This window comes from Rhodococcus sp. BE178, assembly GCF_050433545.1.
In the GTDB taxonomy this organism is placed as follows: Bacteria; Actinomycetota; Actinomycetes; order Mycobacteriales; family Mycobacteriaceae; genus Prescottella.
Genome location: NZ_JBNPXA010000019.1, coordinates 49,969 through 76,040 on the forward strand (window position 1 = coordinate 49,969; position 26,072 = coordinate 76,040).

At 69.4% G+C, this 26,072-nt stretch carries 33 protein-coding genes, 1 tRNA gene, 2 pseudogenes and 1 riboswitch; of the genes and pseudogenes, 21 read left to right on the forward strand and 15 right to left on the reverse strand.

Going from position 1 to position 26,072, the window contains the following annotated elements:
- The first annotated feature begins 37 nt into the window (after nt 1-37).
- The 3 genes and pseudogenes from J2X34_RS25210 (at nt 38) to J2X34_RS25220 (ending at nt 1,037) form a co-directional block, all read left to right on the forward strand.
- Entirely contained in the window at nt 38-196 is a 159-nt protein-coding gene (locus J2X34_RS25210) for a SidA/IucD/PvdA family monooxygenase (protein ID WP_429520058.1), read from the forward strand.
- Between the two features lie 44 nt (nt 197-240).
- Nucleotides 241-807 (forward strand): annotated as a pseudogene (locus J2X34_RS25215) (SidA/IucD/PvdA family monooxygenase); the annotation flags it as partial.
- Nucleotides 804-1,037, forward strand: coding sequence for an MbtH family protein (locus tag J2X34_RS25220; protein ID WP_031937199.1), 234 nt, complete (start codon nt 804-806; stop codon nt 1,035-1,037). The pseudogene J2X34_RS25215 and the gene J2X34_RS25220, both read left to right, overlap by 4 nt.
- Nucleotides 1,038-1,061: 24 nt before the next feature.
- Here the strand turns inward: J2X34_RS25220 and J2X34_RS25225 are convergent, their stop codons facing one another.
- A complete protein-coding gene (locus J2X34_RS25225; RefSeq protein WP_429520059.1) occupies nt 1,062-2,525 on the reverse strand; it encodes a threonine/serine ThrE exporter family protein in 1,464 nt (487 codons plus the stop codon).
- A gap of 1 nt (nt 2,526) precedes the next feature.
- Nucleotides 2,527-2,907 carry a nuclear transport factor 2 family protein gene (locus J2X34_RS25230; RefSeq protein WP_114720553.1) on the reverse strand — a complete coding sequence of 127 codons (381 nt, stop codon included), beginning with the start codon at nt 2,905-2,907 and terminating at the stop codon, nt 2,527-2,529.
- Nucleotides 2,908-2,990: 83 nt separating this feature from the next.
- On the opposite strand from J2X34_RS25230, the gene J2X34_RS25235 reads away from it, so the two are divergent.
- Nucleotides 2,991-3,065 (forward strand) — tRNA-Thr (locus J2X34_RS25235).
- Between the two features lie 96 nt (nt 3,066-3,161).
- Here J2X34_RS25235 and J2X34_RS25240 read toward each other — a convergent pair.
- Together J2X34_RS25240 and J2X34_RS25245 are read right to left on the reverse strand one after the other, a co-directional pair.
- The gene (locus J2X34_RS25240) at nt 3,162-3,827 is read right to left on the reverse strand and encodes a zf-HC2 domain-containing protein (protein WP_429520060.1); all 666 of its coding nucleotides are present in this window, start codon (nt 3,825-3,827) and stop codon (nt 3,162-3,164) included.
- Nucleotides 3,817-4,374, reverse strand: a complete 558-nt coding sequence (locus J2X34_RS25245) for a sigma-70 family RNA polymerase sigma factor (RefSeq protein WP_114720555.1) — start codon at nt 4,372-4,374, stop codon at nt 3,817-3,819. Before J2X34_RS25245 ends, J2X34_RS25240 begins: the two co-directional genes overlap by 11 nt.
- 215 nt (nt 4,375-4,589) lie before the next feature.
- On the opposite strand from J2X34_RS25245, the gene J2X34_RS25250 reads away from it, so the two are divergent.
- Nucleotides 4,590-5,087, forward strand: coding sequence for a COG4315 family predicted lipoprotein (locus J2X34_RS25250; protein WP_429520061.1), 498 nt, complete (start codon nt 4,590-4,592; stop codon nt 5,085-5,087).
- A gap of 18 nt (nt 5,088-5,105) precedes the next feature.
- Here the strand turns inward: J2X34_RS25250 and J2X34_RS25255 are convergent, their stop codons facing one another.
- The 3 genes from J2X34_RS25255 to J2X34_RS25265 form a co-directional block, all read right to left on the reverse strand.
- Nucleotides 5,106-5,291: an enoyl-CoA hydratase gene (locus J2X34_RS25255; protein WP_114720557.1), complete on the reverse strand. Its 186-nt coding sequence runs from the start codon at nt 5,289-5,291 to the stop codon at nt 5,106-5,108.
- A gap of 177 nt (nt 5,292-5,468) precedes the next feature.
- Nucleotides 5,469-5,726, reverse strand: a complete 258-nt coding sequence (locus J2X34_RS25260; protein ID WP_429520062.1) for a hypothetical protein — start codon at nt 5,724-5,726, stop codon at nt 5,469-5,471.
- The gene (locus J2X34_RS25265; protein WP_429520063.1) at nt 5,711-5,992 is read right to left on the reverse strand and encodes a hypothetical protein; all 282 of its coding nucleotides are present in this window, start codon (nt 5,990-5,992) and stop codon (nt 5,711-5,713) included. Before J2X34_RS25265 ends, J2X34_RS25260 begins: the two co-directional genes overlap by 16 nt.
- A gap of 98 nt (nt 5,993-6,090) precedes the next feature.
- On the opposite strand from J2X34_RS25265, the gene J2X34_RS25270 reads away from it, so the two are divergent.
- On the forward strand, nt 6,091-6,228 hold the full coding sequence (locus J2X34_RS25270) for a hypothetical protein (protein WP_181818728.1): 138 nt from the start codon (nt 6,091-6,093) through the stop codon (nt 6,226-6,228).
- Between the two features lie 6 nt (nt 6,229-6,234).
- Here the strand turns inward: J2X34_RS25270 and J2X34_RS25275 are convergent, their stop codons facing one another.
- The gene (locus J2X34_RS25275; RefSeq protein ID WP_429520064.1) at nt 6,235-7,074 is read right to left on the reverse strand and encodes a sulfurtransferase; all 840 of its coding nucleotides are present in this window, start codon (nt 7,072-7,074) and stop codon (nt 6,235-6,237) included.
- A gap of 327 nt (nt 7,075-7,401) precedes the next feature.
- Here J2X34_RS25275 and J2X34_RS25280 point away from each other — a divergent pair, with 327 nt between their 5' ends.
- Nucleotides 7,402-8,583 carry an LLM class flavin-dependent oxidoreductase gene (locus J2X34_RS25280; protein WP_429520065.1) on the forward strand — a complete coding sequence of 394 codons (1,182 nt, stop codon included), beginning with the start codon at nt 7,402-7,404 and terminating at the stop codon, nt 8,581-8,583.
- Nucleotides 8,584-8,639: 56 nt separating this feature from the next.
- Here J2X34_RS25280 and J2X34_RS25285 read toward each other — a convergent pair whose 3' ends face one another.
- Both J2X34_RS25285 and J2X34_RS25290 read right to left on the reverse strand, forming a co-directional pair.
- The gene (locus tag J2X34_RS25285; protein ID WP_114720561.1) at nt 8,640-9,269 is read right to left on the reverse strand and encodes a class I SAM-dependent methyltransferase; all 630 of its coding nucleotides are present in this window, start codon (nt 9,267-9,269) and stop codon (nt 8,640-8,642) included.
- A complete protein-coding gene (locus J2X34_RS25290; RefSeq protein ID WP_429520090.1) occupies nt 9,266-10,231 on the reverse strand; it encodes an NAD(P)/FAD-dependent oxidoreductase in 966 nt (321 codons plus the stop codon). The genes J2X34_RS25285 and J2X34_RS25290 overlap by 4 nt, the downstream gene beginning before the upstream one ends.
- Nucleotides 10,232-10,337: 106 nt before the next feature.
- On the opposite strand from J2X34_RS25290, the gene J2X34_RS25295 reads away from it, so the two are divergent.
- Nucleotides 10,338-10,940: a helix-turn-helix domain-containing protein gene (locus J2X34_RS25295; RefSeq protein WP_114720565.1), complete on the forward strand. Its 603-nt coding sequence runs from the start codon at nt 10,338-10,340 to the stop codon at nt 10,938-10,940.
- Between the two features lie 22 nt (nt 10,941-10,962).
- On the opposite strand, the gene J2X34_RS25300 is transcribed toward J2X34_RS25295, so the two are convergent.
- The gene (locus J2X34_RS25300) at nt 10,963-11,094 is read right to left on the reverse strand and encodes a hypothetical protein (protein WP_258557772.1); all 132 of its coding nucleotides are present in this window, start codon (nt 11,092-11,094) and stop codon (nt 10,963-10,965) included.
- 239 nt (nt 11,095-11,333) lie between these two features.
- On the opposite strand from J2X34_RS25300, the gene J2X34_RS25305 reads away from it, so the two are divergent.
- A complete protein-coding gene (locus J2X34_RS25305) occupies nt 11,334-12,047 on the forward strand; it encodes a dienelactone hydrolase family protein (protein WP_114720567.1) in 714 nt (237 codons plus the stop codon).
- Here J2X34_RS25305 and J2X34_RS25310 read toward each other — a convergent pair.
- The gene (locus J2X34_RS25310; protein ID WP_114720569.1) at nt 12,027-12,863 is read right to left on the reverse strand and encodes an ABC transporter; all 837 of its coding nucleotides are present in this window, start codon (nt 12,861-12,863) and stop codon (nt 12,027-12,029) included. The genes J2X34_RS25305 and J2X34_RS25310 overlap by 21 nt on opposite strands.
- A 71-nt stretch (nt 12,864-12,934) precedes the next feature.
- Complete coding sequence (locus tag J2X34_RS25315) at nt 12,935-13,249, reverse strand: DMT family transporter (protein ID WP_114720571.1); 315 nt, start codon at nt 13,247-13,249, stop codon at nt 12,935-12,937.
- Nucleotides 13,250-13,264: 15 nt separating this feature from the next.
- A riboswitch (guanidine-III (ykkC-III) riboswitch) is annotated at nt 13,265-13,326 on the reverse strand.
- Between the two features lie 146 nt (nt 13,327-13,472).
- Between J2X34_RS25315 and J2X34_RS25320 the strand changes: the two genes are divergently transcribed.
- Both J2X34_RS25320 and J2X34_RS25325 read left to right on the forward strand, forming a co-directional pair.
- Complete coding sequence (locus tag J2X34_RS25320) at nt 13,473-14,165, forward strand: response regulator transcription factor (RefSeq protein WP_114720573.1); 693 nt, start codon at nt 13,473-13,475, stop codon at nt 14,163-14,165.
- Between the two features lie 8 nt (nt 14,166-14,173).
- Nucleotides 14,174-15,568: a sensor histidine kinase gene (locus J2X34_RS25325; RefSeq protein WP_114720577.1), complete on the forward strand. Its 1,395-nt coding sequence runs from the start codon at nt 14,174-14,176 to the stop codon at nt 15,566-15,568.
- Nucleotides 15,569-15,572: 4 nt separating this feature from the next.
- Here J2X34_RS25325 and J2X34_RS25330 read toward each other — a convergent pair whose 3' ends face one another.
- Entirely contained in the window at nt 15,573-15,998 is a 426-nt protein-coding gene (locus J2X34_RS25330) for an HIT family protein (RefSeq protein ID WP_114720580.1), read from the reverse strand.
- Nucleotides 15,999-16,182: 184 nt separating this feature from the next.
- Here J2X34_RS25330 and J2X34_RS25335 point away from each other — a divergent pair, with 184 nt between their 5' ends.
- From J2X34_RS25335 to J2X34_RS25380, 10 genes and pseudogenes are all read left to right on the forward strand, one after another.
- Entirely contained in the window at nt 16,183-16,842 is a 660-nt protein-coding gene (locus J2X34_RS25335) for a YdcF family protein (RefSeq protein ID WP_429520066.1), read from the forward strand.
- 214 nt (nt 16,843-17,056) lie between these two features.
- Nucleotides 17,057-17,656: a histidine phosphatase family protein gene (locus J2X34_RS25340; RefSeq protein ID WP_429520067.1), complete on the forward strand. Its 600-nt coding sequence runs from the start codon at nt 17,057-17,059 to the stop codon at nt 17,654-17,656.
- A 137-nt stretch (nt 17,657-17,793) separates the two neighbouring features.
- A pseudogene (locus J2X34_RS25345) lies at nt 17,794-18,069 on the forward strand (glycosyltransferase); the annotation flags it as partial.
- 168 nt (nt 18,070-18,237) lie between these two features.
- A complete protein-coding gene (locus J2X34_RS25350) occupies nt 18,238-18,480 on the forward strand; it encodes a DUF2630 family protein (RefSeq protein ID WP_429520068.1) in 243 nt (80 codons plus the stop codon).
- A 130-nt stretch (nt 18,481-18,610) separates the two neighbouring features.
- On the forward strand, nt 18,611-19,477 hold the full coding sequence (gene thpD, locus J2X34_RS25355) for an ectoine hydroxylase (protein WP_429520069.1): 867 nt from the start codon (nt 18,611-18,613) through the stop codon (nt 19,475-19,477).
- 51 nt (nt 19,478-19,528) lie between these two features.
- Nucleotides 19,529-20,782 carry a phosphoribosylamine--glycine ligase gene (gene purD, locus J2X34_RS25360; RefSeq protein WP_114720593.1) on the forward strand — a complete coding sequence of 418 codons (1,254 nt, stop codon included), beginning with the start codon at nt 19,529-19,531 and terminating at the stop codon, nt 20,780-20,782.
- 300 nt (nt 20,783-21,082) lie between these two features.
- Nucleotides 21,083-22,246 (forward strand): pyridoxal phosphate-dependent aminotransferase, encoded by a 1,164-nt coding sequence (locus tag J2X34_RS25365; protein WP_114720599.1) that lies wholly within the window; start codon nt 21,083-21,085, stop codon nt 22,244-22,246.
- A gap of 116 nt (nt 22,247-22,362) precedes the next feature.
- Nucleotides 22,363-22,974 carry a TetR/AcrR family transcriptional regulator gene (locus J2X34_RS25370; RefSeq protein WP_114720602.1) on the forward strand — a complete coding sequence of 204 codons (612 nt, stop codon included), beginning with the start codon at nt 22,363-22,365 and terminating at the stop codon, nt 22,972-22,974.
- A gap of 36 nt (nt 22,975-23,010) precedes the next feature.
- Entirely contained in the window at nt 23,011-24,432 is a 1,422-nt protein-coding gene (gene purB / locus J2X34_RS25375; protein WP_114720605.1) for an adenylosuccinate lyase, read from the forward strand.
- Nucleotides 24,429-25,151, forward strand: a complete 723-nt coding sequence (locus J2X34_RS25380) for a dienelactone hydrolase family protein (RefSeq protein WP_174908253.1) — start codon at nt 24,429-24,431, stop codon at nt 25,149-25,151. The genes purB and J2X34_RS25380 overlap by 4 nt, the downstream gene beginning before the upstream one ends.
- 31 nt (nt 25,152-25,182) lie before the next feature.
- On the opposite strand, the gene J2X34_RS25385 is transcribed toward J2X34_RS25380, so the two are convergent.
- On the reverse strand, nt 25,183-25,896 hold the full coding sequence (locus J2X34_RS25385) for a GAF and ANTAR domain-containing protein (protein WP_174908255.1): 714 nt from the start codon (nt 25,894-25,896) through the stop codon (nt 25,183-25,185).
- Between the last annotated feature and the right edge of the window lie 176 nt (nt 25,897-26,072).

Genomic DNA, 26,072 nt, shown 5'->3' on the forward strand with positions numbered 1-26,072 from the left:
CGAAGCGCGCGGTCGGTCCTCCGTTGGTGCTCCCCGAGTGAGGATAGCCTTTGCTATCTTCCGCAATGCGCCCGACGCGCGGATCACCGCACGCTTCTTCGAGAAGCAGGATCAGTTCGGCTGGCACCAGGACATGCTGCTCGACGGCGCCACGATGCAGATCGCGTCTCCCGAAGGACCTGGTCACGTTCCGTAATCCGTGCAGCGGAGCGGGTCGAGGCCGACGTCCGCTACGGCACGGTCGACGAACTGCACGCCGCTCCGGCGGAGGAACGCGCCCGACTGCTCGAACTGCACCGCAGCACCAACTATTCGGTGGTCGACATCGAACTGATCAACGAGCTGTACGCGACCGAGTACCGGGAACGGGTCCGCGGTGAGCGGCGCCTGTTCATGCGCCGCGCCTCCGAGATCGACGGCGTCCGCGAAGTAGAGGACGGCATCGAGGTGTCGGTGCGCAGCGCGGTCGACGGGCTCACCGACACGCTGACCTGTGACGCGCTGATCCTGGCCACCGGGTTCTCGGCCGCGCCGCTCGAGTCGCTGTTCGGGAGTTCCCTCCCCGAGGTGAGCGTCGATCGTGGTGTCGGCCGGGACTACCGACTCGAGGTCGGTCCGGGTGTTCGCGGCGGCATCTACCTGCAAGGTGGGATCGAGAAGACCCATGGTCTGACAGCATCACTGTTGTCCGATGTTGCGGTGCGCGCAGGAGAGATTCTCAATTCGATTCTCGCTCATCGAGATCTCGGCGGCAGCCTTGCTAGGCTGAACGCAGACAACCCGTACGCGACAAGCGAGGTTAGATGAGCACCAATCCGTTCGACGACGAAGACGGCCGCTTCTACGTGCTGGTCAACGACGAAGACCAGCACTCACTGTGGCCCACGTTCTCCGAGGTCCCGCAGGGCTGGAGGATCGTTTTCGGTGAGGATTCGCGTCAGGCATGCGTCGAATACGTCGAGAAGAACTGGACCGACATGCGGCCCAAGAGCCTGCGTGAGGCGATGGAGCAGGACCAGAAGAACGCCGGGAAGTAGCCGCTTCCGGCCCGCCCCGTCGACCTACTGCGTCACGGAATCGGGCACCGAATCGCTCATCACGACGCTGCGTCGTCCGAACCTCGGACGGCGCAGTGTCGTGTTTCGGCGAACTATCGCATTCCGGCGCATCCGGGGCGGCCGCCGTAGCGTCCGGGCGCCCCATTCTCCGAGCGTGACCCCCGCCGCCAGCGCACACCCGATGCCGAACGCGGACAGCAGGGCGCTCAGCCCGATGATCAGTTCGTCGTTCAGCAGCGCGTACAAACCCCGGTAGAGCGACAGGCCGGGCAACAGCGGGGTGATGCCCGCGACCGCGACCACGAGTGGCGGTGTCAGGGCGCGGCGTGCCATCAGGCCACCCGCGAAACCGACCACCGTCGCCGCGATCGCGGACGAGATGACCGGGCCGATGCCCACGCTCTGGGCAATCACGAAGAAGAGGAGCCCGGCGGCGCCGCCCAGTCCGGCCGCTGTGAGTGCCCGACGCTCGGCGTAGCAGGCCAGCGCGTAGAACATGGACGCCAGCGCGCCCGCGGCCATCTTGACCGGAAGCTGTGTGAGGTCCGGTTGCGCGGCGTTGCTGATCACCGGCAGGTCCGCCCCCAGCGCCGACGCCACCCGCAGCGACAACGCGACGCCGGCAATGATGCCTCCCGTCATCATCACGACCTCGAAGAACCGGGCGGCCGCCGTGATCGGAGCCCCCGTGATCGCGTCCTGCACCGAGCCGACCAGCGACAGCCCGGACAGCAGCACCACCACACCGGCGGCGATGACCTGGGAGGGTCTGATGACGACCCCCAGGTGGTCCTGGACCGTGTACAGCGCGGTCGCCGGCGCCGCCGCGATCAGTCCACCCATCATCTGTTGGAAGAAGTACGGAAGGCCGAAGCGGTTGAGGACCCGGTTGACGCGGTCGATGACGACGGTGGTGAGGAACGCGACGGCCGTGATGAGCGGACCACCGCCGAGCAGCACGGCCACCGCGGCCGCCAGTCCGGCCCAGCCCAGCGTCGCGATCCACCGGTTGTAGGGGTGCGGCGCGGAGACGATCGCGTCGAGCGCGGCGTGCGCCTGCGCGGGGGTGATCGCCTCGAGGCGGATCCGCCGCGTCAGGCGGTCCGCGGCGGCGAGGCGGGTGAAGTCCATCGACCGGTAGTGCACGATGCGCATCGTGCCCGCCGGCGGGATCAGCGGACCGCGGTGCGCGGAGACCACGATCGAGTTGTAGGTGACGTCCACGTCACACTGCGCCAGCCCGTAGGTCGCCGCGATGAACTTCACCTGTGTGGCGGTGTCCATCGCGGCGGTGCCGGCTGCGAGCAGCACCTCGCCGACCCGGACCGCGAGATCGAGCACTTCGGCCACTCGCGCATCGTCGGTGAGGTCGATCGGCTGCAGCGGGGTCGGCGCGGCGGTGACCGAGTCGACCGTCGCCCGGCGGTCCTTGACGAGACTGCCGATCGACGCTGCAAACCTGCGCACGTCAGATGTCGGTGACGAGATCCTTCTCGCTGAGATCGGTGGCCTCCAGTGCCTCTTCGAGGGTGTCGTGCCGGAAGACGGTGGTCACCTGGTCGTTCACGACACGGAAGGCGGTCGCCACGGTCTTCGACTGGTCCGGCTGAGACGCCCAGGTGGCCTGCTCCTCGACGACGATCACCCCGTCGTGCATGAACATCCGGCCGGGAACCAGTGTAAGGCCGGACGACGAGGCCCATTCTCGGAGCACCGTGAGCCCCTGCGCCGCGCCCTCCTCCCCGGCGATGTCGATGTCGTCACTCGAGACCGCGAGGAGAGTGTCGATGTCGGATGAGTTGAGAGCGTCGTGCCACGCGAGGACAGTGGCGATCTCCGAGATGCGCATGGGACAACGCTAACGAAAACGGGCGGTCGCGGCACGGTTACGCACACCACTGTCGGCTATGGATATGATGAGCGCGCTCGAATGCCTCCTTAGCTCAGTGGTAGAGCACTCGCCTTGTAAGCGAGCGGTCGTCAGTTCAATCCTGACAGGGGGCTCCACCAGCGGAAACGCGTCGAAGCAGGTCAGGGGTCGGTACCGGAAACGGGACCGGCCCCTTCTCGCGTTCCGGCCCACTTCTCGCCCACACGTGGGCCTCAGGGGTGCAGTGGCGCCTGGAGGAGCACGTGGTCGTTGCCGGGGGCGCTGATTCCAAGCGTCGTCACGTCCGACATCGGTAGTGCCACCGCCAGTTGCATCGACATCGTCCGATCGCCGCCCGCGATGAAACTGCCTGCGTTCATGCGACTTCCGTCCGGGCGCTGCAGCCAGACGTTGTAGGTGCCCCCTTGCGGGAGTCCGGTGACGTCGAGGCTGATGCCGGTTCCCCAGGCCCGGTTCTCCACCCGTGCGGACGCCTCCACTCCCGGGGACAGCGCGGTGAACGCCACGGCCTGTCCGGGCGGATCGCCCGCGGTGGCGCCGCGGAGCAGGAACCCTGCGGTCACCAGGCCCACGGCGATCACGGCGGCCGCGGCGACCAGTCCGATCCGGCGGTACCGCTGCCGTCCGCGTTCGCGGTCGAGGGCTCCGAAGATCGTGTCGGGCAGAGTCGGTGGCGGCAGTGGCGGCGGCTCGGCGAGCCGATCCGGGTCGGCCTCGGACAGGGCCGCCGCGACGGGCGCCAGCTGGTGCAGCTCGGAGCGGCAGTCCGGACATCCGTCCAGGTGGGCGCGCAGCGCGACGGTCTCGCGGCCGTCGAGGTGTCCCAGCGCGTACATCCCCAGCAGGGGACGCGTCTGCCGGCAGTGCTCACTGGTCACCGTGCCACCCCATTTCCTCCAGTACGAGTCTCAGTGCCTTCAGCCCGTAGTACACGCGACTGCGGACGGTGCCCACGGGTATGCCCAGTTGTGCCGCGACCTCGGCGGCGGGGCGATCGCGCAGATGGATCTCCACGAGCACGAACCGATGCTGATCGGACAGCCGTCGCAGCGCCTCCTCCATCTGCAGTCCCACGAGGAGTTGTTCGAGCGGTCGTTCCGCCGTCGGCAGGTCCGGGGGCTCGGCGTCGGCCAGGCGTGGGCGGGCGGCGAGGGCACGACTTGCGTCGATGACGACGTTGCGGCAGATGGCGTACAGCCACGTCCGGACCGTCGAGCGCCGCGGGTCGTATCGGTCGGCGCCGCGCCAGGCCCGGAGAAACGTCTCCTGGACAGCCTCTTCCGCGCGTCCCCGGTCCCCGAGCGAGCGGTAGGCCAGGGCGAAGAGTTCGCCGCCGTGGTCGTCGTACGCGGCCCGCAACACCGTGCCGTCGGCCAAACTGCCGACCGACTCGTCCGTTTGCCGACGCGACCTGCGTAGCCGCACGCCGTCACCTCCTGCCTCAGCGGAAACTCGTCGGTGCGCCCGACGTCCACCGAGGAGTACGTGACCGAGAGCCGCGGCGTTCACGGTCGATCCTCGCATCGGTCCGAGTTGCCGCGTCGAGTTACCCGTGAACGGTCCGGGTGGACGGTCCGTACTCCTGTGCGTCGCCCGCAGCGAGTGGGTGACTGCCCCGAAACCTGACGATGGAGACCCTGATGAAGTCCAAGAAGTCGATCATTGCCGCGGTCTGTGCTGGTACCGCCCTCGTATTGACGTCGGGATGCGGCGCGAACACCGACGAGCAGGTGGCCGCCCCCGCGATGGTCAGCACGAGCGCCGCGCCGGCGGTGACGAGCACCACCGCTGCGCCGACGGGCGGCCTCGAGATCGGCACCGCCGAGACCGCGCTCGGCACCGTGCTGACCGATGGCGACGGCTTCACCCTCTATCGATTCGACGAGGACGTGCCGGGCGCCATCAAGTGCACCGGTCAGTGCGCCGAGATCTGGCCGCCCGCGATCGGGGCACCACAGGCCGCCGGGCCTCTCTCGGGTGCTCTGGGAACTGCCGCGCGTCCCGACGGGACCACACAGGCGACCTACGACGGCCAGCCCCTCTACAGGTTCGCGAAGGACACCGCGCCGGGCCAGACCAGTGGCGACGGGGTCAAGGGCACCTGGCACGTGGTGAGGGTGGACACCGCCGACGAGTGACGTGGCGGAGCGCTCGCGTTACAGGGCGAAGCCGTCGCCCACGCTCGATTCCGCGACGGCGAACAGTGGGTACTTCCCGCCGGCGTCGTGCTGCAGGAGTTGGACGCGCACACCGGACTCGCAACGCCGTCGTCCGACGATCCTGCCGAAGCACCAGTTGCCGCTGTCGAGAGCAACGAGCGTCTTACGTCCGCGACGCATCATGAACTGTTCACCTCAACCGTCGTCCTGAATTGGTCTACTACCAGGTTCTCTCGGGAGGGGATCCGGGGCCACGTCAGAACTACCTGTTCCACTACCTGTATTCGGCCCGTAGGCAGGGGCTTTTCCGGGCCGCGCCGCGCACCGACATGCGCGCGGCGCGGCCCGCCCGACCGGGCGTCACCGAACGGGGACGAATCCGTTCAGGCCACCGGTCGGCTTGATGACCTCCAGCCCTTCGGGCAGGTACGGATCGACGTACGTGCGACCGGGGCGAGTGACGTCGTGGTCATGACGCCGAGGGGTGGCGAACATGCGTCCGTCGGGGGCGATCGTGAGAATGCCCTCGGTGGTGTCGGTCGCGAAAGCGACGTTGCGGCGGCCCTTTCCGGTCGCCGGGTCGATCTCGACGACGGCCGACTTCACCGGCACGGACACCTGCTGTCCCTGCAGTGGCGCGTTGTACCCGTAGACACCTCGATCATCACCGCGCCGTCGACCACGGTCGGATTGCCGTTGCCCCGGACGACCGGTGCGCCGTAGGCATCGCTGACGGGGAGGGCATCGAGGGCCTGCGCGGCCAGGTCCGCATCCCACAGCTTGTCGCCGGCATCGTCGAACGCGGTGAGCACGCCCGGATCGGTGAGCACGTAGATCGACCCGTCCGGGGACAGGCCCGGGCTCGATCCGCTGCCCGGGCCCATCTGCGCGGCGAAGGCGATGTCGACGCTGCCGGGGGTGGTGCCGGCGGGCGGCGTGACGTCGATGCCGTACAGCGCGCCCCGGTCCCCGTTCGGTGCTGATGCTGAGCACCACGATGCTGTCCCTGCGTGTACAGGACCTGGCCGGTCGACGCGGGTTGCCGCTCGGCGCAGTCGATTTCGAGAAGAACCTCGTATCGATGGTGACGGCGGCCCTCACCGCGCCGGCGGACGGGTAGCAGGAGTTACGTCGCCGGACCGCGTTCGATCGGATTGCGCGGGTTCGCCGACCACTGCGACCACGACCCGGGAAACAGGGTGATGTCGAGTCCGGCCGTCTCGGCCGCGGCGAGGACGACGGCGGCGGTCACCCCGGAACCGCAGTAGGCGCCGGCCGGCCTCGTTCCGTCCAGGCCGTGCTCGGCGAACAGCGCGCGCAGTTCCTCGCTCGACTTGAACCGCCCGTCGGCCGCCAGCACCCAGGTCGACGGGAAGTTGCGGGCCCCGGGGATGTGCCCCGCCACGGGATCGACGGGTTCGACCTCGCCCCGGAAGCGTTCGGGCGCACGCGCATCCAGCAGCCGGCCCGAGCGTCCGAGGGCCGCGGCCTCGCTCTCGGTGAGGGTGCCCGCATACAGGTCCCGACGCGCGAGCGATATCGTGCCGGCGGGCGGTGTCACCTCCCCGGTTTCCACCCGACCCGACGCCTCCCGCCACGCCGACCACCCGCCGTCGAGGATCCGGACATCGCCGAGCCCGGCGGCGCGCAGCACCCACCACGCCCGCGACGATCCGGCGGCGTTCCAGTCGTCGTAGACGACGACCGTGTCGCCGTCGTCCACGCCCCACCGGCGCAGGGCCGCCTGCAGGTCGTCCGCGGCGGGCAGGGGATGGCGGCCCCGATCGGCGACGGCATGGTCGCTGAGGTCACGCTCGAGGTCGACGTAGACCGCGCCCGGGATGTGCCCGGCCGCGTGGCCGGCGCGGCCGTCGGGCTCGGGCAGCGACCATCGGACGTCGAGGACCCGTGTGACTGTGCCCGAGGCCAGTCGGTCGGCGAGGTCCGGTGCGGAGATCAACGTCATGCTGGGTCCTGTCTGAGGTGCTGCCGGATGGATTGCCCTGCCGGGGTGGATGATTAACGCTGTCCGGCCAACTCTGCGGGGGTCGTCAACGGTGGGATCGCGGGGTACTCTGCACGGTACCCGTGCCCGCACTGCAAGGAGTGACGAGATGATGCCGACCAGTGGACTGCAGCCTCCTGCGCTGCGCACGGTCTGGCACAGCTGGCGGTTGTATGTGGACCTGTGCCGAGTCGGCGCCCTGCGCTGTCGTAGCTGATCCTTCCCGATCGCCGAGGTGATCGGGGCATTCGGCTCCCGCGTCATCCCGACACACGAAGGTATCTCGTCATGTCCGCTACGTCCTTGTCGTTCCATTGGTTCCTGCCCACCTCAGGCGACAGCCGCAAGATCGTCGGCGGTGGCCACGGCGCAGATCTGCGCTCGTCGGCCGGCGACCGGCCCGCGACGTTGGAGTATCTCGGCCAGATCGCGCGTTCGGCCGAACAACTCGGCTTCGAGGGGGCGTTGACCCCGACCGGCCTGCAATGTGTGGACGCCTGGGTCACCACCGCAATGCTCGTCGCGACCACCGAGCGGCTGAAGTTCCTGGTCGCGTTCCGCCCCGACGCGCTCTCACCGACCCTCGCCGCGCAGATGGCGACGACCTATCAGCAGCATTCGCAGGGACGCCTGCTGGTCAACATCGTCACCGGCGGCGAGAGCGCCGAGCAGCGGGCCTTCGGTGACTTCCTCGACAAGGACGATCGCTACCGCCGCACCGACGAGTTCCTGTCGGTGGTCCGGCGCCTGTGGCGCGGCGAGCGAGTCGACTTCCACGGCAACCATATTCGGGTCGAGGGAGCCGAACTCGAGCAACTGCCCGATCCGGCGCCGCAGGTGTACTTCGGTGGCTCCTCGGCGGCGGCGCTGCCGGTGGCGGGTGCGCACTCCGACGTGTACCTGACGTGGGGCGAGCCGCCGGCCGCGGTCGCGGCGAAGATCGCCCGCGTCCGGGCCGCCGCGGCGGAGCGCGGCCGCACCCTCCGGTTCGGTGTGCGCCTGCACGTGATCAGCCGCGACACCTCGGCGCAGGCCTGGGCGCAGGCGCAGCTGCTGCTGGACGACATGGACCCGGCCGACGTCGCCCGGGCGCAGGCCGGGATGGCGGCCAGTGAGTCCGAGGGGCAGCGCCTGATGCGGGAGTTGCACGGCGGGGCCACCTTCGGAGACGGAGACGCCCGCTCCCTCGAGATCTACCCGAACCTGTGGAGCGGTGTCGGCCTGGTCCGCGGCGGTGCCGGGACGGCCCTGGTCGGCAGCCACGCCGAGGTCGCCGCGCTCATCGAGGAGTACCGCGCCGCCGGGATCGACGAGTTCGTGCTCTCGGGTGCGCCGCACCTCGAGGAGGCGTACTGGTTCGGGGAGGGCGTGCTCCCGCTCCTCGAACGCAAGGGGCTGTGGACACACCCCGCCTCCGCCACCGCTGTCCCGACCACTGTGCGGGGGCTGGCGGGGGTGTCGGCGTCGTAGGGCCGAGGCCGGAGCACAGGCGGTGGCCCGGTGCTCCGGCCAGGGCCAGGCCGGCGTCAGCGAAGGCGCTGCGCGCGGACGACGCTGTCGTGGATGGTGACCTCGTGGCCGTCGTGCTCGACGGTGCGCGACGTCGCGGCCGCGGTGACGATCTTCCATTCCTTCGGATCGATCCGGGACACAACGTCTTCCGGCGTGAAGTACAGATCGGCGTGGCGTGGACGCTGCAGGTGGGTATCCAGATCCGACGGGTGATGTCCCACGATCAGCAGGGTGCCGCCCGGCGCGACGAAGTCGGCGAGGCGGTCGTACAGCGCCTCGCGCGGACCGCTGGGCAGGTGCACGTACTGCGACGTCACGAGGTCGTACCGGTCGGTGCCCGGATCCCATTCGAGCAGGTCGGCCTGCTGCCAGGTGATCCGGCCGGCGATGTCGTCGCCGGAGCTCGCTGCGTGCTCGGCAGCGCGCTCGACCGCCACGATGGACAGGTCCAGGGCCTTCACCTGCCATCCGCGGCCGGCCAGCCAGATCGCGTCGGCGCCCTCGCCGCAGCCGACGTCGAGTGCCGTTCCGGGATCGAGGTCCGAAACCTCGTTCACGAGACCGCCGTTCGGGTTCCCGCTCCACACACGGTGGCTCGATCGGTAGCGCTCGTTCCAGAAATCCTCGTCGAACTGCACGGTCATGCGTCCACTCCCTTCGATTCGCTTGCGCGGTGTTCCGCGACGGCAAGCTGTGTGTCCTCGGCGATCAGATCGTTGTTGATGGCGACGGCGGCGATCGCGGCGCCCGCCGCGGCCCCGAGCACCTGCAGCTTGGCGTCGGCGACGTTGCCCGCGACCCAGACCCCGGGCACCTTCGTCAGTCCCGACCAGTCGCCCGGCACGAACTGGCCACCACTCATCGGCTCGACCTCGGTCTCGAGGCCCAGCGAGGTGAGCGCGTCGACGCGTGCCACGAACCGCGGCGCCACGACCAGCGCCCGACGGTCGACGACGGTGCCGTCGTCGAGACGGACCCCGGTGAGGCGTCCGTCGTCGGTCACCAGCGACTGCACGTGTCCGGGCACGACGCTGATGCCGCGCGCCGCGAGCTGCTCGTGCTCGTCGGCCGTCGGCTCGGGGCCGGTGTGCTGGAACAGGACGACGTCGTCGCTCCACTGCCGGAACATCAGCGCCTGGTGCACGGACATCGGTCCGGTCGCCAGCACACCCACCGGCTGATCGGCGATCTCCCACCCGTGGCAGTACGGGCAGTGCAGCACGTCGTGCCCCCACAGTTCCCGCAGGCCCGGGACGTCCGGCAGCTCGTCGACCAGCCCGGTCGTCACCAGTACGCGTCGCGCCTGCACGGTCCGGCCGTCGGCGAGCGCCACGGTGAACCGGGACCCGTCGCGGCGGATGTCCGCGACGGTGCCGTCCACGATGTGCCCGCCGTAGCCGCGGACCTCTTCCCGGCCGACCCTCACCAGCTCGGCGGGTGGGACGCCGTCCCGGGTCAGGAAACCGTGGACGCCCTCTGCCGGCGCGTTGCGCGGATCGCCCGCGTCGATCACCAGCACGCTCCGGCGGGACCGAGCAAGTATCAACGCCCCCTCGAGCCCGGCCGCGCCGCCCCCGACCACTACTACGTCGTATCCGTCCGACATCTGTTCGCTCATCGATACCTCCCTTGGTGCCACCACCATGCCGACCCTCGGCCGGATCGAGCAAGCTTTATTGCCGAAGCGGCAACTTCCGGGCAGTCTGGAGGGCATGGACGACGTCGAGGACATGGACCGGATTCTCGGGGCGGTGGGCCCGCGGTTGCGGGATCTACGGCAGCAGCGGGCGGTGACGCTGGCGGATCTGTCCGCGGACACCGGGATCTCGGTGAGCACGCTGTCGCGGCTCGAATCGGGTCAGCGCAAGCCGAACCTGGAACTGCTGTTGCCGCTGGCCAGGGCGTACGGGGTGCCGCTCGACGAGCTCGTCGGCGCACCACCGACCGGTGACCCGCGGATCCACATGCGTCCGGTCACCCGGGGGGACAAGACCATCGTGCCGCTCACCCGGCGACCGGGCGGAATCCAGGCGTACAAGCACGTCATGCCGGGCGTCACCGGCCGGCAGGCTCCGGATCCGCGGGTGCACGAGGGCTACGAGTGGCTGTACGTCCTCAACGGGAAACTGCGACTGGTGCTCGGCGACCAGGACATCGTGATGCTCCCGGGCGAGGCGGCCGAGTTCGACACGCGCGTCCCGCACTGGTTCGGGGCCGCCGACGCGAACCCGGTGGAGTTCCTGGGGCTCTTCGGGCGCCAGGGCGAACGCGCGCACATCCGGGCGCGTCCGGCGCGGGACGAAACGGGGGAGTGATCGAATTGGGAAGGGGCCGGGACTACTTGTCCTGATGGCCGGCGGGGGCGTCTCCGAACATTGCCGCGATGCGTGACTTGATCTCTTCGGTGCTGATGGATCCGGTGCTGATACCGCTCGCGGTGGTCTGACGAGAGTTCGAGATGTGGTTCATCGACTGCTTCCGTGCCTTTCCAGGTACTTCCATTGCCGTCCGGTGCATTTCGCACCGGTATGACCGGCGGCGCCGCATCCGAGGTGGAGCAACTGCGCCAAGGCCAGGCTAGCGACGGAACGACCCCGCGGGAGGGCCTCGGCGAAGTGGTTACGCAACCGGAATGAAAGGGCGGCAGCGGCGGTCGAATCGTTACGAATCCACCGTGTATCCGGGACCGAGGACCCTAGTCTCGGAGGATGTCCACGGTTTCGCTGCCCACACCGGACGGTCCGATCGACGCGGTGCTCGAGACTCCGGGGCACGACGGACCGTGGCCCGGCGTGGTGGTCGTCCACGACGCGCTCGGGGTCGGCCGCGACATCCGCGAGATCACTGCCCGTGTCGCCGCGCGCGGATACCTCGCGCTCGCCCCCGACCTGTATTCCCGTGGGGGTCGAGCCCGATGTGTCACCCGGGTCTTCCGCGAGTTGATCCGGCGGCAGGGGCGCGCGGTGGACGACCTGCTCGCCGCGCGGGACCTGCTCGCCGCCCGACCCGACTGCACGGGACAGGTCGGCGCGGTCGGGTTCTGCATGGGCGGTGGGTTCGCACTCGTGCTCGCGCCCAAGGGGTTTGCTGCCTCCGCGCCGTTCTACGGGCCGCTACCTCGGCACCTCGAGGAGGCCCTCGGCGGGACGTGCCCGATCGTCGGAAGCTACGGCGCACGGGACCCGATCCTGCACGGTGCCGGACGCAGACTCGACGCGGCCCTCACCGGCTTGGGCGTCGCGCACGATGTCGAAACGTATTCCGGGGTGGGACACAGCTTCGCCAACCGCATCGTCTCGGGTCGGGCGAACACGCTCGCGCGGATCGCCGGGATGGGGTACGACCACGAGACGGCCGAGGACGCGTGGCGTCGGGTGTTCGCGTTCTTCGACGCGCACCTGTCAGGCGGGTCCGAGGGTTAGGTCGGGTCCGCGGCCGCCCTTGAGCCAACGTCCGGGCAGGCGTCCGGCGAGGTCGCCGAGCGGTCCGACCGCGGCACTGAGCACCCCAACGGTCTCCTGGAGCAGATCGATGCTCGCGCTCATCCGCTGCAGGTTCGGGGCCAGCGCCGTGAGTGTCTCCGACAGCGCGACGATCTGGTCGAGCGGACCGCCCTCCGCGATGAGTCGCTCGAAGGCGCCATCCTCCGCGAGCAGCGTCTCGAGGATGCCGTCCTCGGCCAGCGCGCGGTCGACGATCCCGTCCTTCTTCGTGAGCCGTTCGACCGCGCCGTCCTGCGCGGTGAGCCGCTCGAGCGGGCCGTCCTCGGCGGTGAGCCGGTCCAGCAGACCGCCCGGTGCGAGCAGGCGTTCGAGCGGGCCGTCCTCGGACAGCACGCGGTCGAGCGGGCCGTCCTCCGACGTCACGCGGTCGAGCGGACCACCCGGTGCCAGCACGCGATCGAGCGCTCCGCCGGGCTCGAACAGCCGCTCGAGGGTGCCGCCGTCGGACGTGAGCCGGTCGACGACCCCGCCCGGCGCCAACAGTCGATCGAGCGGACCGCCGGGACGCAGTGCCTGGCCCAGCGGGCGGTCGTCGGAGGCCAACGCCGCCAACTGCTGCACCAGCTGCAGCGGTCCGCGAGGATTGGCGAGTGTTGCCGCGCTGACGCTGGTGACGGTGGTGCTGGACAGCGCCAGCCGGGTCGTGGCCAGCGCCGTCTCGGCGACCTCGAGCGCCGCGTCCGTGATGGCGAGGCCGGCACGGACCGGGAACGTGATCGCTGACACCAGGTTCATCCGATTACTGTAACCCCCGCCACACAGTCAAACGGGGTGTTCGGTACGCGGGGCGCGGGTCCGTCGGGCGGTCAGTGCAGGACCTTCAGGCCGACGACGCAGCCGACGATGCCGAGGATCAGCAGGACCTTGACGAACGAGGCGCTCTCGTCCCCGGTGAGCATCGCGTAGGCGACGGTCAGGGATGCGCCGATGCCCACCCAGACCGCATACGCGGTACCGGTGGGCAGGGTGCGCATCGCGTAGGCGAGTCCGGCCATGCTGAGCGCGATGCCGACGGCGAACACGATCGAGGGGGCGAGGCGGGTGAAGCCTGCGGACTTACCGAGGGCGGTCGCCCACACGGCTTCGAGAACGCCGGAAATTACGAGAACGATCCAGGCCATGGTGTTTCAACTCTCCAAACACCGTCTTGTCGCTGGCCGGGTACGGTGTGCTCGTCCGGATGTCGTCTTGACCGGTACCAAGGTACCGAATTCGCGCATCGATTCCGAGTTCGGTGGCCGCTCTCACCACCCGTTCAGGCGCTCGCCGGGCATTCACAGGAACATCCCAGGGAACGTCCAGCATGCGACCAGACATGTACGGGAGTCTGGAGCTGTGAGTGAGATGCCGCAGGTCCGGGTGCTGATCGTCGACGACGAGCCGTCGCTCGTCGAACTGCTGTCCGTCAGCCTCCGCTTCCAGGGGTTCGAGGTGGAGACCGCGTCCAACGGGGCCGAGGGCCTCGACAAGGCGCGCATCTTCCGACCCGACGCGCTGATCCTCGACGTCATGATGCCCGGCATGGACGGGTTCGGGATGCTGCGCCGCCTGCGGGCGGACGGCATCGATGCTCCGGTGCTGTTCCTGACCGCCCGGGACGCCGTCGAGGACAAGGTCACCGGATTGACGATCGGCGCCGACGACTACGTCACCAAGCCGTTCAGTCTGGAGGAGGTCGTGGCCCGGCTTCGGGTGATCCTGCGGCGCTCCGGTCACGGCGACCAGGACAAGCAGCCCGCCCGGGTCCGGTTCGCGGACATCGAACTCGACGACGACACCCACGAGGTGTGGAAGGCGGGCGACCAGGTCTCGTTGTCGCCCACCGAGTTCACGCTGCTGCGCTACTTCATGGTCAATGCGGGCACGGTGCTGAGCAAGCCACGGATCCTCGACCACGTCTGGAACTACGACTTCGGCGGCGAGGTGGGCGTGGTGGAGTCCTACGTCTCGTACCTGCGCCGCAAGGTCGACACCACCGAGCCGCGCCTGATCCACACCCTGCGCGGCGTCGGCTACGTGATGCGCGAACCTCGGTAGGCGGACGGATGAGGCGCCTGCGCGCGTTACCGCTGCGGATCACCCTGGTCGCGGCGCTGCTGCTGTTGGCCGCGGCCGGGCTGCTCGCCTCCGGTGTCGCGGTGACCTCCGCGATGGAGAGTTCGCTGATTGCCCGCACGGACCGGCAGTTGTTCGACGCGGCGCACGGGTGGGCGAAGCCGCGGGACTCGCGCCCCGGTCCACCAGTCGCCGAGCCAGGACCGAATCGGCCGCCCAGCCCGTTCTACGTCCGCGTCACCGCCCCGGACGGCACGGTCCACCTCGAAGTGAACGACGAGAGCACCAACGCGACACCACAACTCGTCGCCGACCCCGGACCGGTGACCGTCGGATCCGCCGGTGGTGGCGACATCCGGTGGCGGGAGATGACGGTCACCACCCCCTCCGGGACGACGACGGTGGCGATCAAGCTCACCGACATCGACGAGACCGTGGACCGGTTGGTGGTGCTGCAACTCGGAATCGGCATCGTGGTTCTGGCGGTACTCGGATTCGCGGGGTACTTCGTGGTGCGTCGCAGCCTGCGACCGCTGCAGGAGGTGGAGGAGACGGCGGCCGATATCGCCGCGGGCGATCTGCACCGACGGGTGCCGGAGCGGGACCAGAGCACCGAGGTGGGTCGGCTGTCTTCGGCGCTCAACGGGATGCTCGCGCAGATCCAGTCGGCGTTCGCCGCGACGGAGGCATCGGAGGAATCGGCGCGTCGGTCCGAGGAACGGATGCGGAGGTTCGTCGCCGACGCCAGCCACGAACTGCGCACGCCGCTGGCCACGATCCGGGGCTTCGCCGAGTTGTACCGTCAGGGCGCGTCGACGGATGCCGAGATGGTTCTGAGCCGGATCGAGAGCCAGGCCACCCGGATGGGTCTGCTGGTCGAGGATCTGTTGATGCTGGCGCGGATGGATGCGCAGCGACCGTTCGAGCGGCATCCGGTGGACCTGCTGACGGTCGCGGCCGACGCCGTCCACGACGCGCGCGCGCTCGCGCCCGGGCGGCGGATCACGTTGGAGGTCTTGCCCGGTTCGGAACCCGCCCAGGTGATGGGCGACGACGCCCGACTGCGGCAGGTGCTCGGCAATCTGATGGGAAATGCGCTCGAGCACACCCCCGGCGCGGCGTCGGTGACGGTGCGCGTCGGCACCGATGGCACCGACGCGGTCCTCGAGGTGTCCGACACCGGACCCGGCCTCGGTGACGAGGACGCGGCCCGGGTGTTCGAGCGGTTCTACCGCGCCGACGAGTCCCGGACTCGGGCGAGCGGCGGAAGCGGACTGGGGCTGTCGATCGTCGCGGCCATCGTCGCCGCGCACGACGGCACGGTCACCGTCGACAGCGCACCCGGGAAGGGTGCGACCTTCCGGGTGCGGCTGCCGAGAGGCTGACCGGTCAGGCCGGAACGTTCTCGGCGTGGCCGAGGTCGCGCAGCGCGGCCTTGATCTTGGTGGCGGCCTCGTCCATGGACTCGGGCGACGGGTCGGTGTCGGCGCCACTGATGTCGAAGTTCCCCATGGTGTACGCGGGAAAGACGTGCATGTGCAGGTGCGGAACCTCGAGGCCCGCGATCAGGAAGCCGGCGCGGGGCGCGTCGAACGCCTTGCGGACCGCCTTCGCGATCGTGCGGGAGACGGTGGTGCACTTGGTGAACAATTCGTCGTCGACGTCCTGCCACTGGTCGACCTCCTTGCGGGGGACGACGAGGGTGTGGCCCTGGGTGACGGGCGCGATGGTCAGGAATGCGACCACGTCCTCGTCCTCCCACACGAAACGACCCGGCAGATCTCCGGCGATGATGGCGCTGAACACAGAAGGCATATGGCGAGGATAGGTCCCGGCCGTGGCCTCCGGTACTCGGACCGCGATCGCGGCCGCGCACCCGGGCGTGCCCGCCGGCGACCCGGGGAAAATCACGGTTCGTGATGTGCGAGCGCATTGCGTGGGTCACACTGTAATCCGTCTTTCACATCTCGGTCGGGGGACCGTTACGCCAAGGAGCGTCATGTCCGTCCGTTCGTTACGCCCCCGCCGGATCCTCGTTTCGGCCGTCATCGCGGCGGCCGCCGCCGGACTCGCGCTGCCCGGCCAGGCCGGTGCCGAGTCCTCGCTCGACATCGTCAATGCGGTGTCGCCCACCACGCTCGTCAACGGTGCGCTCTCCGTCGTCGGCGGATGCCAGACGCCGGTCCGGGACCTCATTGTCAGCTGCACCCGGCTCGAGACGCTGACCACGCAGGTCCCGGTGATGCTGGCGATCAATCCGTTCACCACGAACATCGTCGTGCTCGGCGCCGGACTGTTTCCGGACGGCACTATGCGGCCGGTGCTCGAATCCCGTCTGCGGGCGGCCCTCCAACTGGCGCAACAGTATCCGCTCGCGCCGATCATCGTCAGCGGCGGCGTGCCGCAGTCGGGTGTCACCGAGGCGCAGGCGATGCGTCAGTGGCTCGTCGCGAACGGGGTCGTGCCGTTCCGGATCACGGAGGAGAACACATCCCGCTCCACCGTCGAGAACGCGGCCAACACCAACGTGATCCTGCAGCAGCGCGGGGCGGTCGGCGCGGTGGTCGTGACCAGCCCCGACCACTTGCAGCGGGCCATGGTCGACTTCCGGGTCGCGGTGGCCGGCCGCATTCCGATCGCGGGCGTCGTCGCACCGTAGGCGGAGTTCCCCGGAGGTTCGTGGCCGCTTCGCGCAGGCTTCCGTGAAATGTTGACACCCATCACGCGCTGAGCCACTATGTGCACCGAGCGATCGATCGGTCGGCTCGGTGGTGAGGATGGAAGAGGATCGCTTTATGGCGCCGTCGGCGCGTGCTCGGCAGGCTCCGGATGCTCGCGACAAAACTGTCATCGACCGTCCGGAAGGGTGAAACATGCAGCTGCTCATCGTGAGACATGCTCTGCCGGAACGCATCACGGTTGCGGAGGGGCCTGCTGATCCCGGGCTCGCCGAGCTCGGACATCGGCAGGCGGGCCGCCTGCCGCAGGCACTTGCCGAGTACGACATCGCACGGATCGTCACGAGTCCGCAACGTCGGGCACGGGAGACTGCCGCGCCGATCGTCGAGGCGACGGGGCTGACACCCGAGGTCGACGAGGAACTGGCCGAGTACGACTCCCAGATGGACCACTACATCCCGATCCACGAGGCGCGGGACAGGGCTCCGGAGGTGTTCGAGCGGATCCGCGGCGGTCTGCTGCCCGAGTTCGTCGACGAGGACGCCTTCCGGGCCCGGGTGGTCGGTGCGATCGAGCGGGTGGTGGCGGGCTCACGGCACGAGGACACCGTGGCCGTCGTCGCGCACGGTGGCGTGACGAACGTCTTCCTGCAGCAGGTTCTCGGTCTGCCTCGGCCGTTGACCTTTCCGCTGGACTACACGTCGATCACGCGGGTGCTCGTTTCGCGCAACGGCAATCGACGTGTGGCCTCGGTCAACGAAACCGGACACGTGCGGGACCTGCTGCACCACTGACGGCCGTCCCCGGCACGACCGCCCGCCGTCGCTGCCGGGGTCCGATTGGCAGGTACCTCACAGCTGGGCTCCAGCCGGGCCGCAGGCGCGAGCGCCAACCTGGGCTCCATGACGACCGAACCCCAGCCCTCGACGTAGTGGTGCCGGTGTACAACGAGCAGCAGTTATTCGAGGGATGCGTGCGGCGCCTGCGCGCCTACCTGTCCACCGAGGTGCCCTTCACCGCGCGAATCACGATCGCGGACAACGCCAGCACCGACCGGACCCTGGAGATCGCGCGGACACTTGCCGACGAGTTCGGCGACGTCCGGGTGGTGCACCTCGACGAGAAGGGCCGCAGTCGCGCGTCGCGCACCGTGTGGAGCGGCTCCGACGCCCGCGTCCTCGTCTACATGGATGTGGACCTGTCCACGCGACGGTATGGGCGGCGGTCGCGACGGCGCAGGCACGGCGTCGCAGATCTCCGAATGGGTGCAGGCGAACTTCACCGCGACCACCGTCGACGGGATCACGATCTACGACCTGACGCGGTAACCGGACAGCGCTGCCGATCCGGTTTACCCTGAGGTGGGAGGCACACCATGTCCGAGCACGACATCATCGAGAGCATCGACGAACTCGTCCGTGAGGAAAGGGAATTGCGCTCACGGGCCGAGGGGCAAGGGCTCTCGGACGAGGAGAGTGCCCGCCTGACATTCCTCGAGCAGCGGCTCGACCAGTGCTGGGACCTGCTCCGGCAGCGCCGTGCCAAGGTCGAATTCGGCGAGGATGCAGCGCGGGCCGCTCCGCGACCGGTCGACGAGGTCGAGTCCTACCGTCAGTAATCGGCCGGTCGGGATTGTCCGATCGATGAAAGCGGCTGCGCACCAGGATTTCCGGTGCGCAGTCGCAGTGCGCGGCGGTGTGCCTGCCGGTACGGAACAAAGAATCGAACTGCTTGGTGGTGATTGTCATATGACTTTGGTGGAAGACGTGTACACGACCCGGGTTTCGGATGAGCCGCGGGTGATCGGCCGCCCGGATCCGGTGTTCTGGGGCGATCCCACCACTGCGGAGTATGCGGATTTCGACCGACGCGGATATCTGCATCGCGAGGACGTGATCGGCGACGCGGACGTCGGGGCCTGCCTCGCGGAGATCGAGCGGATCCAGCACGATTCGGCGTTGCGGGATGACGAACGCATCGTCCGCGAGGACGGCTCCGATGCGGTGCGCTCGATCTTCGACATTCTCGAACTCAGCGATGCCGTTCGTCGGGTCGTCGAGTTGTCCGGCGCGTACGACATCGCGCGCGACGTTCTCGGCTCGGACGTCTACGTCCACCAGAGCCGGCTCAACTACAAGCCGGGATTCCGGGGCGGCGCGTTCTACTGGCACTCGGATTTCGAGACCTGGCACGCGGAGGACGGCATGCCCCGTCCGCGCGCGGTGAGCGCCTCGATCGCGCTCACCGGAAACACCGAGTACAACGGCCCACTGATGATCATGCCCGGCACCCAGCGGTCCTTCGTGCAGTGCTCCGGGGCCACACCGGACGACTTCTATCGCGAGTCGCTCGTGACCACGACGCCCAGGATCGGGGTGCCGTCGGAGCGCGTCATCACCGACATGTGGCAGCGGCACGGCATAGAGGTGCTGACCGGCGGCGCCGGTTCGATGACGATGTTCGACTGCAACGCCCTGCACGCGTCCGGTGGGAACATCTCGCCGATGCCGCGCGCCAATGTGTTCGTCGTGTTCAACAGCGTCGAGAACGTCGTGCAGGCGCCCTACTCGGGTTCGGCACCGCGGCCCTCGTTCCTGGCGAAGCGCCCCCGCTGACGAGGGTGGGGGTGGTCGAGGCGTCGGCGTCCGGCCCGTAGTCTGAGACCCGTGCGCGTACTCGTGATCGGCTCCGGAGCCCGTGAACATGCCCTCCTGTTGGCCCTCGCCCGTGACCCGGGCGTCGACAAGCTGATGTGTGCCCCCGGCAATGCCGGCATCGCCCGCATCGCCGAGACGCATGCGGTCGACGTCGCGTCCGGTGACGCCGTCGTCGAGCTCGCGAAGTCGCAGGCCGCCGACCTGGTCGTCATCGGCCCCGAGGTGCCGCTGGTGCTCGGTGTCGCCGACGCCGTCCGCGCCGCGGGGATCGCGTGCTTCGGCCCGTCCGCCGAGGCCGCCCGCATCGAGGGCTCCAAGGCGTTCGCCAAGGACGTCATGGCGGCCGCCGGTGTCCGCACCGCGCACAGCGAGGTCGTCGACACCCCGGCCGATCTCGACGCCGCCCTCGATCGCTTCGGCCCCAACTGGGTCGTCAAGGACGACGGACTGGCCGCCGGCAAGGGCGTCGTCGTCACCACCGACCGCAGCGCCGCGCGCGACCACGCCGCCGAGTGCCTCGAGATCGGGCACCCCGTGCTGCTCGAGTCGTTCCTCGACGGCCCCGAGGTGTCCCTGTTCTGCCTGGTCGACGGCGAGACCGTGGTCCCCCTGCTGCCCGCGCAGGACCACAAGCGCGTCGGCGACGGCGACACCGGCCCCAACACCGGCGGCATGGGCGCCTACACGCCGCTGCCGTGGCTGCCCGCCGAGGCCGTCACCCAGATCGTCGACGACGTCGTCAAGCCGGTCGCGGTGGAGATGGCGAAGCGTGGTTGCCCGTTCACCGGCCTGCTGTACGCGGGTCTGGCCATGGGCAAGAACGGCCCGGCCGTCGTCGAGTTCAACTGCCGCTTCGGCGACCCTGAGACCCAGGCCGTGCTTGCGCTGCTCGAGTCGCCGCTCGGCGAGGTGCTGAACGCCGCCGCGACCGGCACCCTCGCGTCGGTCCCGCCGCTGCAGTGGCGCGACGGCTCCGCGGTCACCGTCGTCCTGGCCGCCGAGAACTACCCGGCCACCCCGCGCACCGGTGACGTCATCACCGGGTCCGACGCCGAGCGCGTCCTGCACGCCGGTACCGCCGCCCGTGAGGACGGCGCGATCGTCTCCGCCGGTGGGCGAGTCCTGAGCGTCGTCGGCGTCGGCGCCGATCTGACCGAGGCCAGGGAGGATGCGTACGCACGCCTGTCCGAGGTCAAGCTGCCCGGCGGCCACTTCCGCACCGACATCGGCCTCGCCGCCGTCGAGGGTCGCATCTCGATCTGACGATCGGCCGTACAGCCGTCTGGCCCGCCGCTTTCTTCTTTGTCGTGCCGCGCCCCCGAATGGGGGATCGGCACGACTGTTTCCGGCGCGGCAGCGGGGCCTCCGCCGGTGCGCGGCGGGGCCTGTTCACCCATCCGATCAGCAGCCCTGGTCTCGGAAGATGTACGGGGGAACCCCGGCGGCCTCACCGCGCACAGTCCGATCGCCGCGAGCCGCCGCGTCCTGCTCGACGACTGACCTCGCGACGTCGAATTCCGGTACCTCGTTGCACAAGTTCGGGCCGTTGCTAGCGTCGAAGATGTGCGTACCGAATCCCAGCGATCGTCCATCCCCGCCTTCCACGTCATGGACGTGTGGAAGGCCGCCACCGAGCGGCAGCGCACGCACGGCGATGTGCTCACGCTCGCGGCCGGTCAGCCGTCGACGCCGGCCCCGCAGCCGGTACTGCGCGCCGCGCGGGAATCGCTGGACAACCACCTGCTCGGGTACACCGAGACGTTCGGCATCGAGCCGCTGCGCGAGGCCATCGCGGGATACCACAGCAGCCGGTCCGGGATCTCCGTCGACGCCGACGACGTCGTGGTCACCACCGGTTCGTCGGGAGCGTTCACGCTGCTGTTCCTCGCGGCGTTCGACGCCGGCGACACCGTCGTCGTCGCCCGGCCCGGCTACCCCGCGTACCGCAACACGCTGACAGCGTTGGGCTGCAACGTGATCGAGATCGACTGCGGACCCGAGACCCGGTTCCAGCCGACCGTCGCGATGCTCGAGCAGATGGACACCCCGCCCGCCGGGCTGATCGTCGCGAGCCCCGCGAACCCCACCGGCACCGTCATCGACCCTGCCGAGTTGGCCGCGCTGGCCCGCTGGTGCGAGGAGCACGACACGCTGCTGATCTCCGACGAGATCTATCACGGGATTGGGTTCGGAGCGCAGGTCACGGCATCGGCGTGGGAGACGTCGCGGCAGGCCGTGGTGATCGGGTCGGTGTCGAAGTATTTCTCGATGACGGGCTGGCGTCTGGGTTGGATGCTGGTGCCCGAGAGCCTGCGCCGTCCACTGCAGCGGCTCGCGTCGAACATGACGGTGTGCCCGCCGGCGATCTCGCAGTACGCGGCCGTCGCGGCGTTCACCGACGAGGCGCGTGCCGAGCTCGACGGTCACGTGCAGCGGTATGCGGTGAACCGGGAGCTGCTGCTGACCGGGCTACCCGAGCTGGGGCTCACCGAGCTGGCGCCCGCCGATGGTGCGTTCTACGTGTACGCGGACATCGCGCACCTCACCGACGACTCGACGTCGTGGTGCGCGCGGCTGCTGGCAGACACGGGTCTCGCGCTGGCGCCGGGCATCGACTTCGACACCGTGCACGGCGACCACACGGTGCGGTTGTCGTTCGCGGGTTCCACCGCGGAGATCCGGGACGCGCTGGCCCGGCTCGAGCGGTGGCTGCCCGCGCCGAAGTAGGACCGAGGCAGGGCGAGACAGGGCGAGAAAGGTCGAGAAAGGTCGAGAAGGGTCACTGCCTGCGCTGTTTGGTCGAATTCACTCGGGCGTGTCGCCGTGGCTGGCACGATGGAGGGATGACGTCCGCGGCGACCCCGAAGGGTGAGAGGCGCCGTCAGGCGCTCGTCACCGCCGCGGCCGACCTGCTCCTCGAGGGCGGCTTCGACGCGGTCCGGCACCGTGCGGTGGCCTCCCGTGCGGGTCTGCCGCTCGCGTCCACCACCTACTACTTCGGCTCGCTCGACGAGCTGGTGGCCCTCGCCGTCGAACACAACGGCAACCGGGAACTGGACGCGATGCGCGAACGCATCGACGACGTCACGCAGCGGCGGCGCGGCGTCGAGGCGACGGTCGATCTGATCGTCGACCTACTGATCGGTCCCGACGAGGTCGGCGACGGTGCCCGGGAACGGCTGATCGCACGGTACGAGCGGTTCGTGGCGTCGGCGCGACATCCCGAGCTGCGGGACGTGCAGCTGCGGCTGCGGGCGCAAACCGACGACCTCCTCGCCGAGGTGCTGCGCCGGTCCGGCCGCGTCGTGCGCGAGCCGCAGCTGCGTCGCCTGGTCGCCGTGGTGGACGGGGTGGTCGTGGGCGCGCTCAGCGAGGTGGACCCCGATCCGCGGGGGATGGCGCGCGCGATGCTGCTCGACCTGATCGACGAGTTCGCTCCTCCGAGCACGCACTGACGAGGGGCTTGGGGTCTCGCCGTAAACTGGGATCTCGTGAGCCGCATCCCGAATGTCCTTGCCAACCGTTACGCCAGCCCCGAGCTGAAGGCGCTGTGGTCGCCGGAGTACAAGATCGTGCTCGAGCGTCAGCTGTGGTTGGCGGTGCTGCGGGCGCAGGCCGAGCTGGGGATCGACGTTCCCGCCGAGGCGCTCGCCGACTACGAGCGGGTGCTCGAGAGCGTCGACCTGGACTCCATCGCCGACCGTGAGCGCGTCACCCGCCACGATGTGAAGGCCCGCATCGAGGAGTTCAACGCCCTCGCCGGCCACGAGCACGTGCACAAGGGCATGACCAGCCGCGACCTCACCGAGAACGTCGAGCAGCTGCAGGTGCTCCGCTCGCTCGAGCACGTGTACAACCACGGTGTCGCGATCGCCGCCCGCCTGGGCGAGCGGGCCGCCGAGTACACCGGTTTCGTGATGGCCGGACGCTCCCACAATGTCGCCGCGCAGGCCACCACGCTGGGCAAGCGTTTCGCGTCGGCCGCCGACGAGCTGCTGGTGGGTCTCACCCGGCTGCGTGAGCTCATCGACCGCTACCCGCTGCGCGGCATCAAGGGCCCGATGGGTACCGCGCAGGACATGCTGGACCTGCTCGACGGCGACGCCGCCAAGCTCGAGCAGCTCGAGAAGAAGGTCGCCGAGCACCTCGGCTTCGCGCACGTGTTCACCAGCGTCGGCCAGGTGTACCCGCGCTCGCTGGACCACGACGTGCTGTCCGCGCTGGTCCAGGTGGGTGCCGCGTCGTCGTCGTTCGCGCACACCATTCGCCTGATGGCCGGCCACGAGCTGGTCACCGAGGGCTTCCAGCCCGGCCAGGTGGGCTCGTCCGCGATGCCGCACAAGATGAACACCCGCTCGTGCGAGCGGGTCAACGGCCTGCAGGTGGTCCTGCGCGGCTACGCGTCGATGGCGTCCGAGCTGGCGGGTGCGCAGTGGAACGAGGGCGACGTGTTCTGCTCCGTCGTCCGCCGTGTCGCGCTGCCGGACGCGTTCTTCGCGATCGACGGCCAGATGGAGACCTTCCTGACGGTGCTCGCCGAGTTCGGTGCGTACCCGGCCGTCATCGAGAAGGAGCTCACCCGCTACCTGCCGTTCCTGGCGACCACCAAGGTCCTCATGGCCGCGGTCCGCGCCGGTGTCGGACGCGAGACCGCGCACGAGGTCATCAAGGAGCACGCCGTCGCCGTCGCGCTCGCGATGCGCGAGCAGGGCAAGGAGCCGGATCTGCTGGATCGCCTGGCCGCCGACGACCGGCTGCCGCTCGACCGCGCCGCGCTCGACGAGGCCCTCGCCGACAAGTCCGCGTTCATCGGTGCCGCCGGCGCGCAGGTCGACTCGGTGGTCGCCGAGGTGCAGAAGCTGGTCGACGCCAACCCGGATGCTGCGCGCTACGCGCCGGGCGCCATTCTGTGACAACGGGTTCCACGGTGAGGTCACGGACCGTCACGGTCGGTGACCTCACCGCGCACCTCGCGCAGCCCGACGGCGGCAGCGATACCGTCATGCTGCTGCTGCCGATGATCAACGGCGTCGATGCGCAGGTGCGCGATTACGCCGCCGACATCGCCGCGGCGGGGATCACCGCACTGGTGTGGGATCCCTGGCACGGACCGAGCCTGGACGACACCCCGAAGGAGCGCCTCTTCGAGCTCATGGGGCAGCTCGACGACGAGGAATGCCTGTCGGAGATGGGCGCTCTGCTCGACTACGCCCGAGGTGAGCTGGGCGCACGGCGCGTCGGAGTCATCGGCTGGTGTCTGGGCGGCCGGTTCTCGCTGCTGCTCGGCGCGCGTGACCGTGAACTCGCGAATGTCGTTGCCTACCATCCGTCGATCTGGGATCCGGCCGCGGCGAACCACGCGCTCGACACGGTGGCGCTGGCTCCGGCGATCGCCGCACCGGTCATGGTGCTGCACGCCGGCGCCGACACGATCCTGTCGGCCGGAACTTTCGGGGCCTTGCAGTCGGCGCTGCAGTCCCGCGACAGCGGCGCGACGATCGTGCACGCGTATCCGGGTGCCGCGCACGGCTTCAGTGCCCGTGCGCGCCAAGACGATCCGGTGAACAAGGCCGCGTGGGACATCTCCTGGCCGCAGGTGCTCGCCTTCGCTTCCGCATCGATGGCCCGGTAGCGGTCGGGACGTCTGCACCACGCCAGGCGGATCAGCCGGAAGTCGGCGGAGTCAGGGTGCCGTCGACGACTTCAGCGGCAACGTCGTGGAGCGGTCGGCCATGGGTGCGGGCGTAACGGCGGAGCGCGTCGAATGCCACCGCCGGGGTGCATCCGGCACCTTCGGCGAGCATCCCCTTGGCTTGCTCGATAATGATTCGGCTGGTCAGCGCCTGCCGCAGTTGTGCGGCCTCTTCCTGCGCGTTGCGCGCGGTGCGATTGTGCAGCAGCCCGATGGTGGCGATCCGCGCCAGCGCCCGGCTCGTGTCGACGTCCTCCGCTGGGAGGCTGCCGGTGGCGACACAGAACATGTTGAGCGACCCGATCACCTGGTTTCCCAGCTGCAACGGAACGGCATGGACGGCCCCGAAGCCGACCTCTCCGGACAGGTGCTGAAACCGTGGCCAGCGCGCCGAGGTCGCGTCGCGGCCGAGGTTGACGAGGGGGCGCCCCGTGGTGAAGCAGTCGTAGCAGGGGCCACGTGCGTCCGCCACCTCCAACTGTTCGAGGGTGTGCGCCGGCTCGGTGGTGGACGCCACCGAAGCAAGGTGCCCGCGTTCATCGGTCAGCAGGATGCCGGCAGCGTCGATCGCGACCAGTGCCACGGTTCGGTCGGTCAGAGTGTGGAGAAAGTCGGTGGTGTCGAAGCCGGGTACGAGGGCGTCCGCCAGTTCCTCGAACACATGGACCAGTCGTTGTTCACTCATGAGTTTCCGGTCTTCCTGGCCGCTCGTCGCCGCAGTCGGTTCCAGGCTAGCCACGTCTGGCGTTGTCGGCACGGAGCACTTCGAGCGGTTGGCGCGTGTCGAGTGGCTCTGGCAGGATGGGTGAGCGGCCACCAAGTGGCCCGAGACGTCACAGGCGTCATTTCGCCACCCCGGAC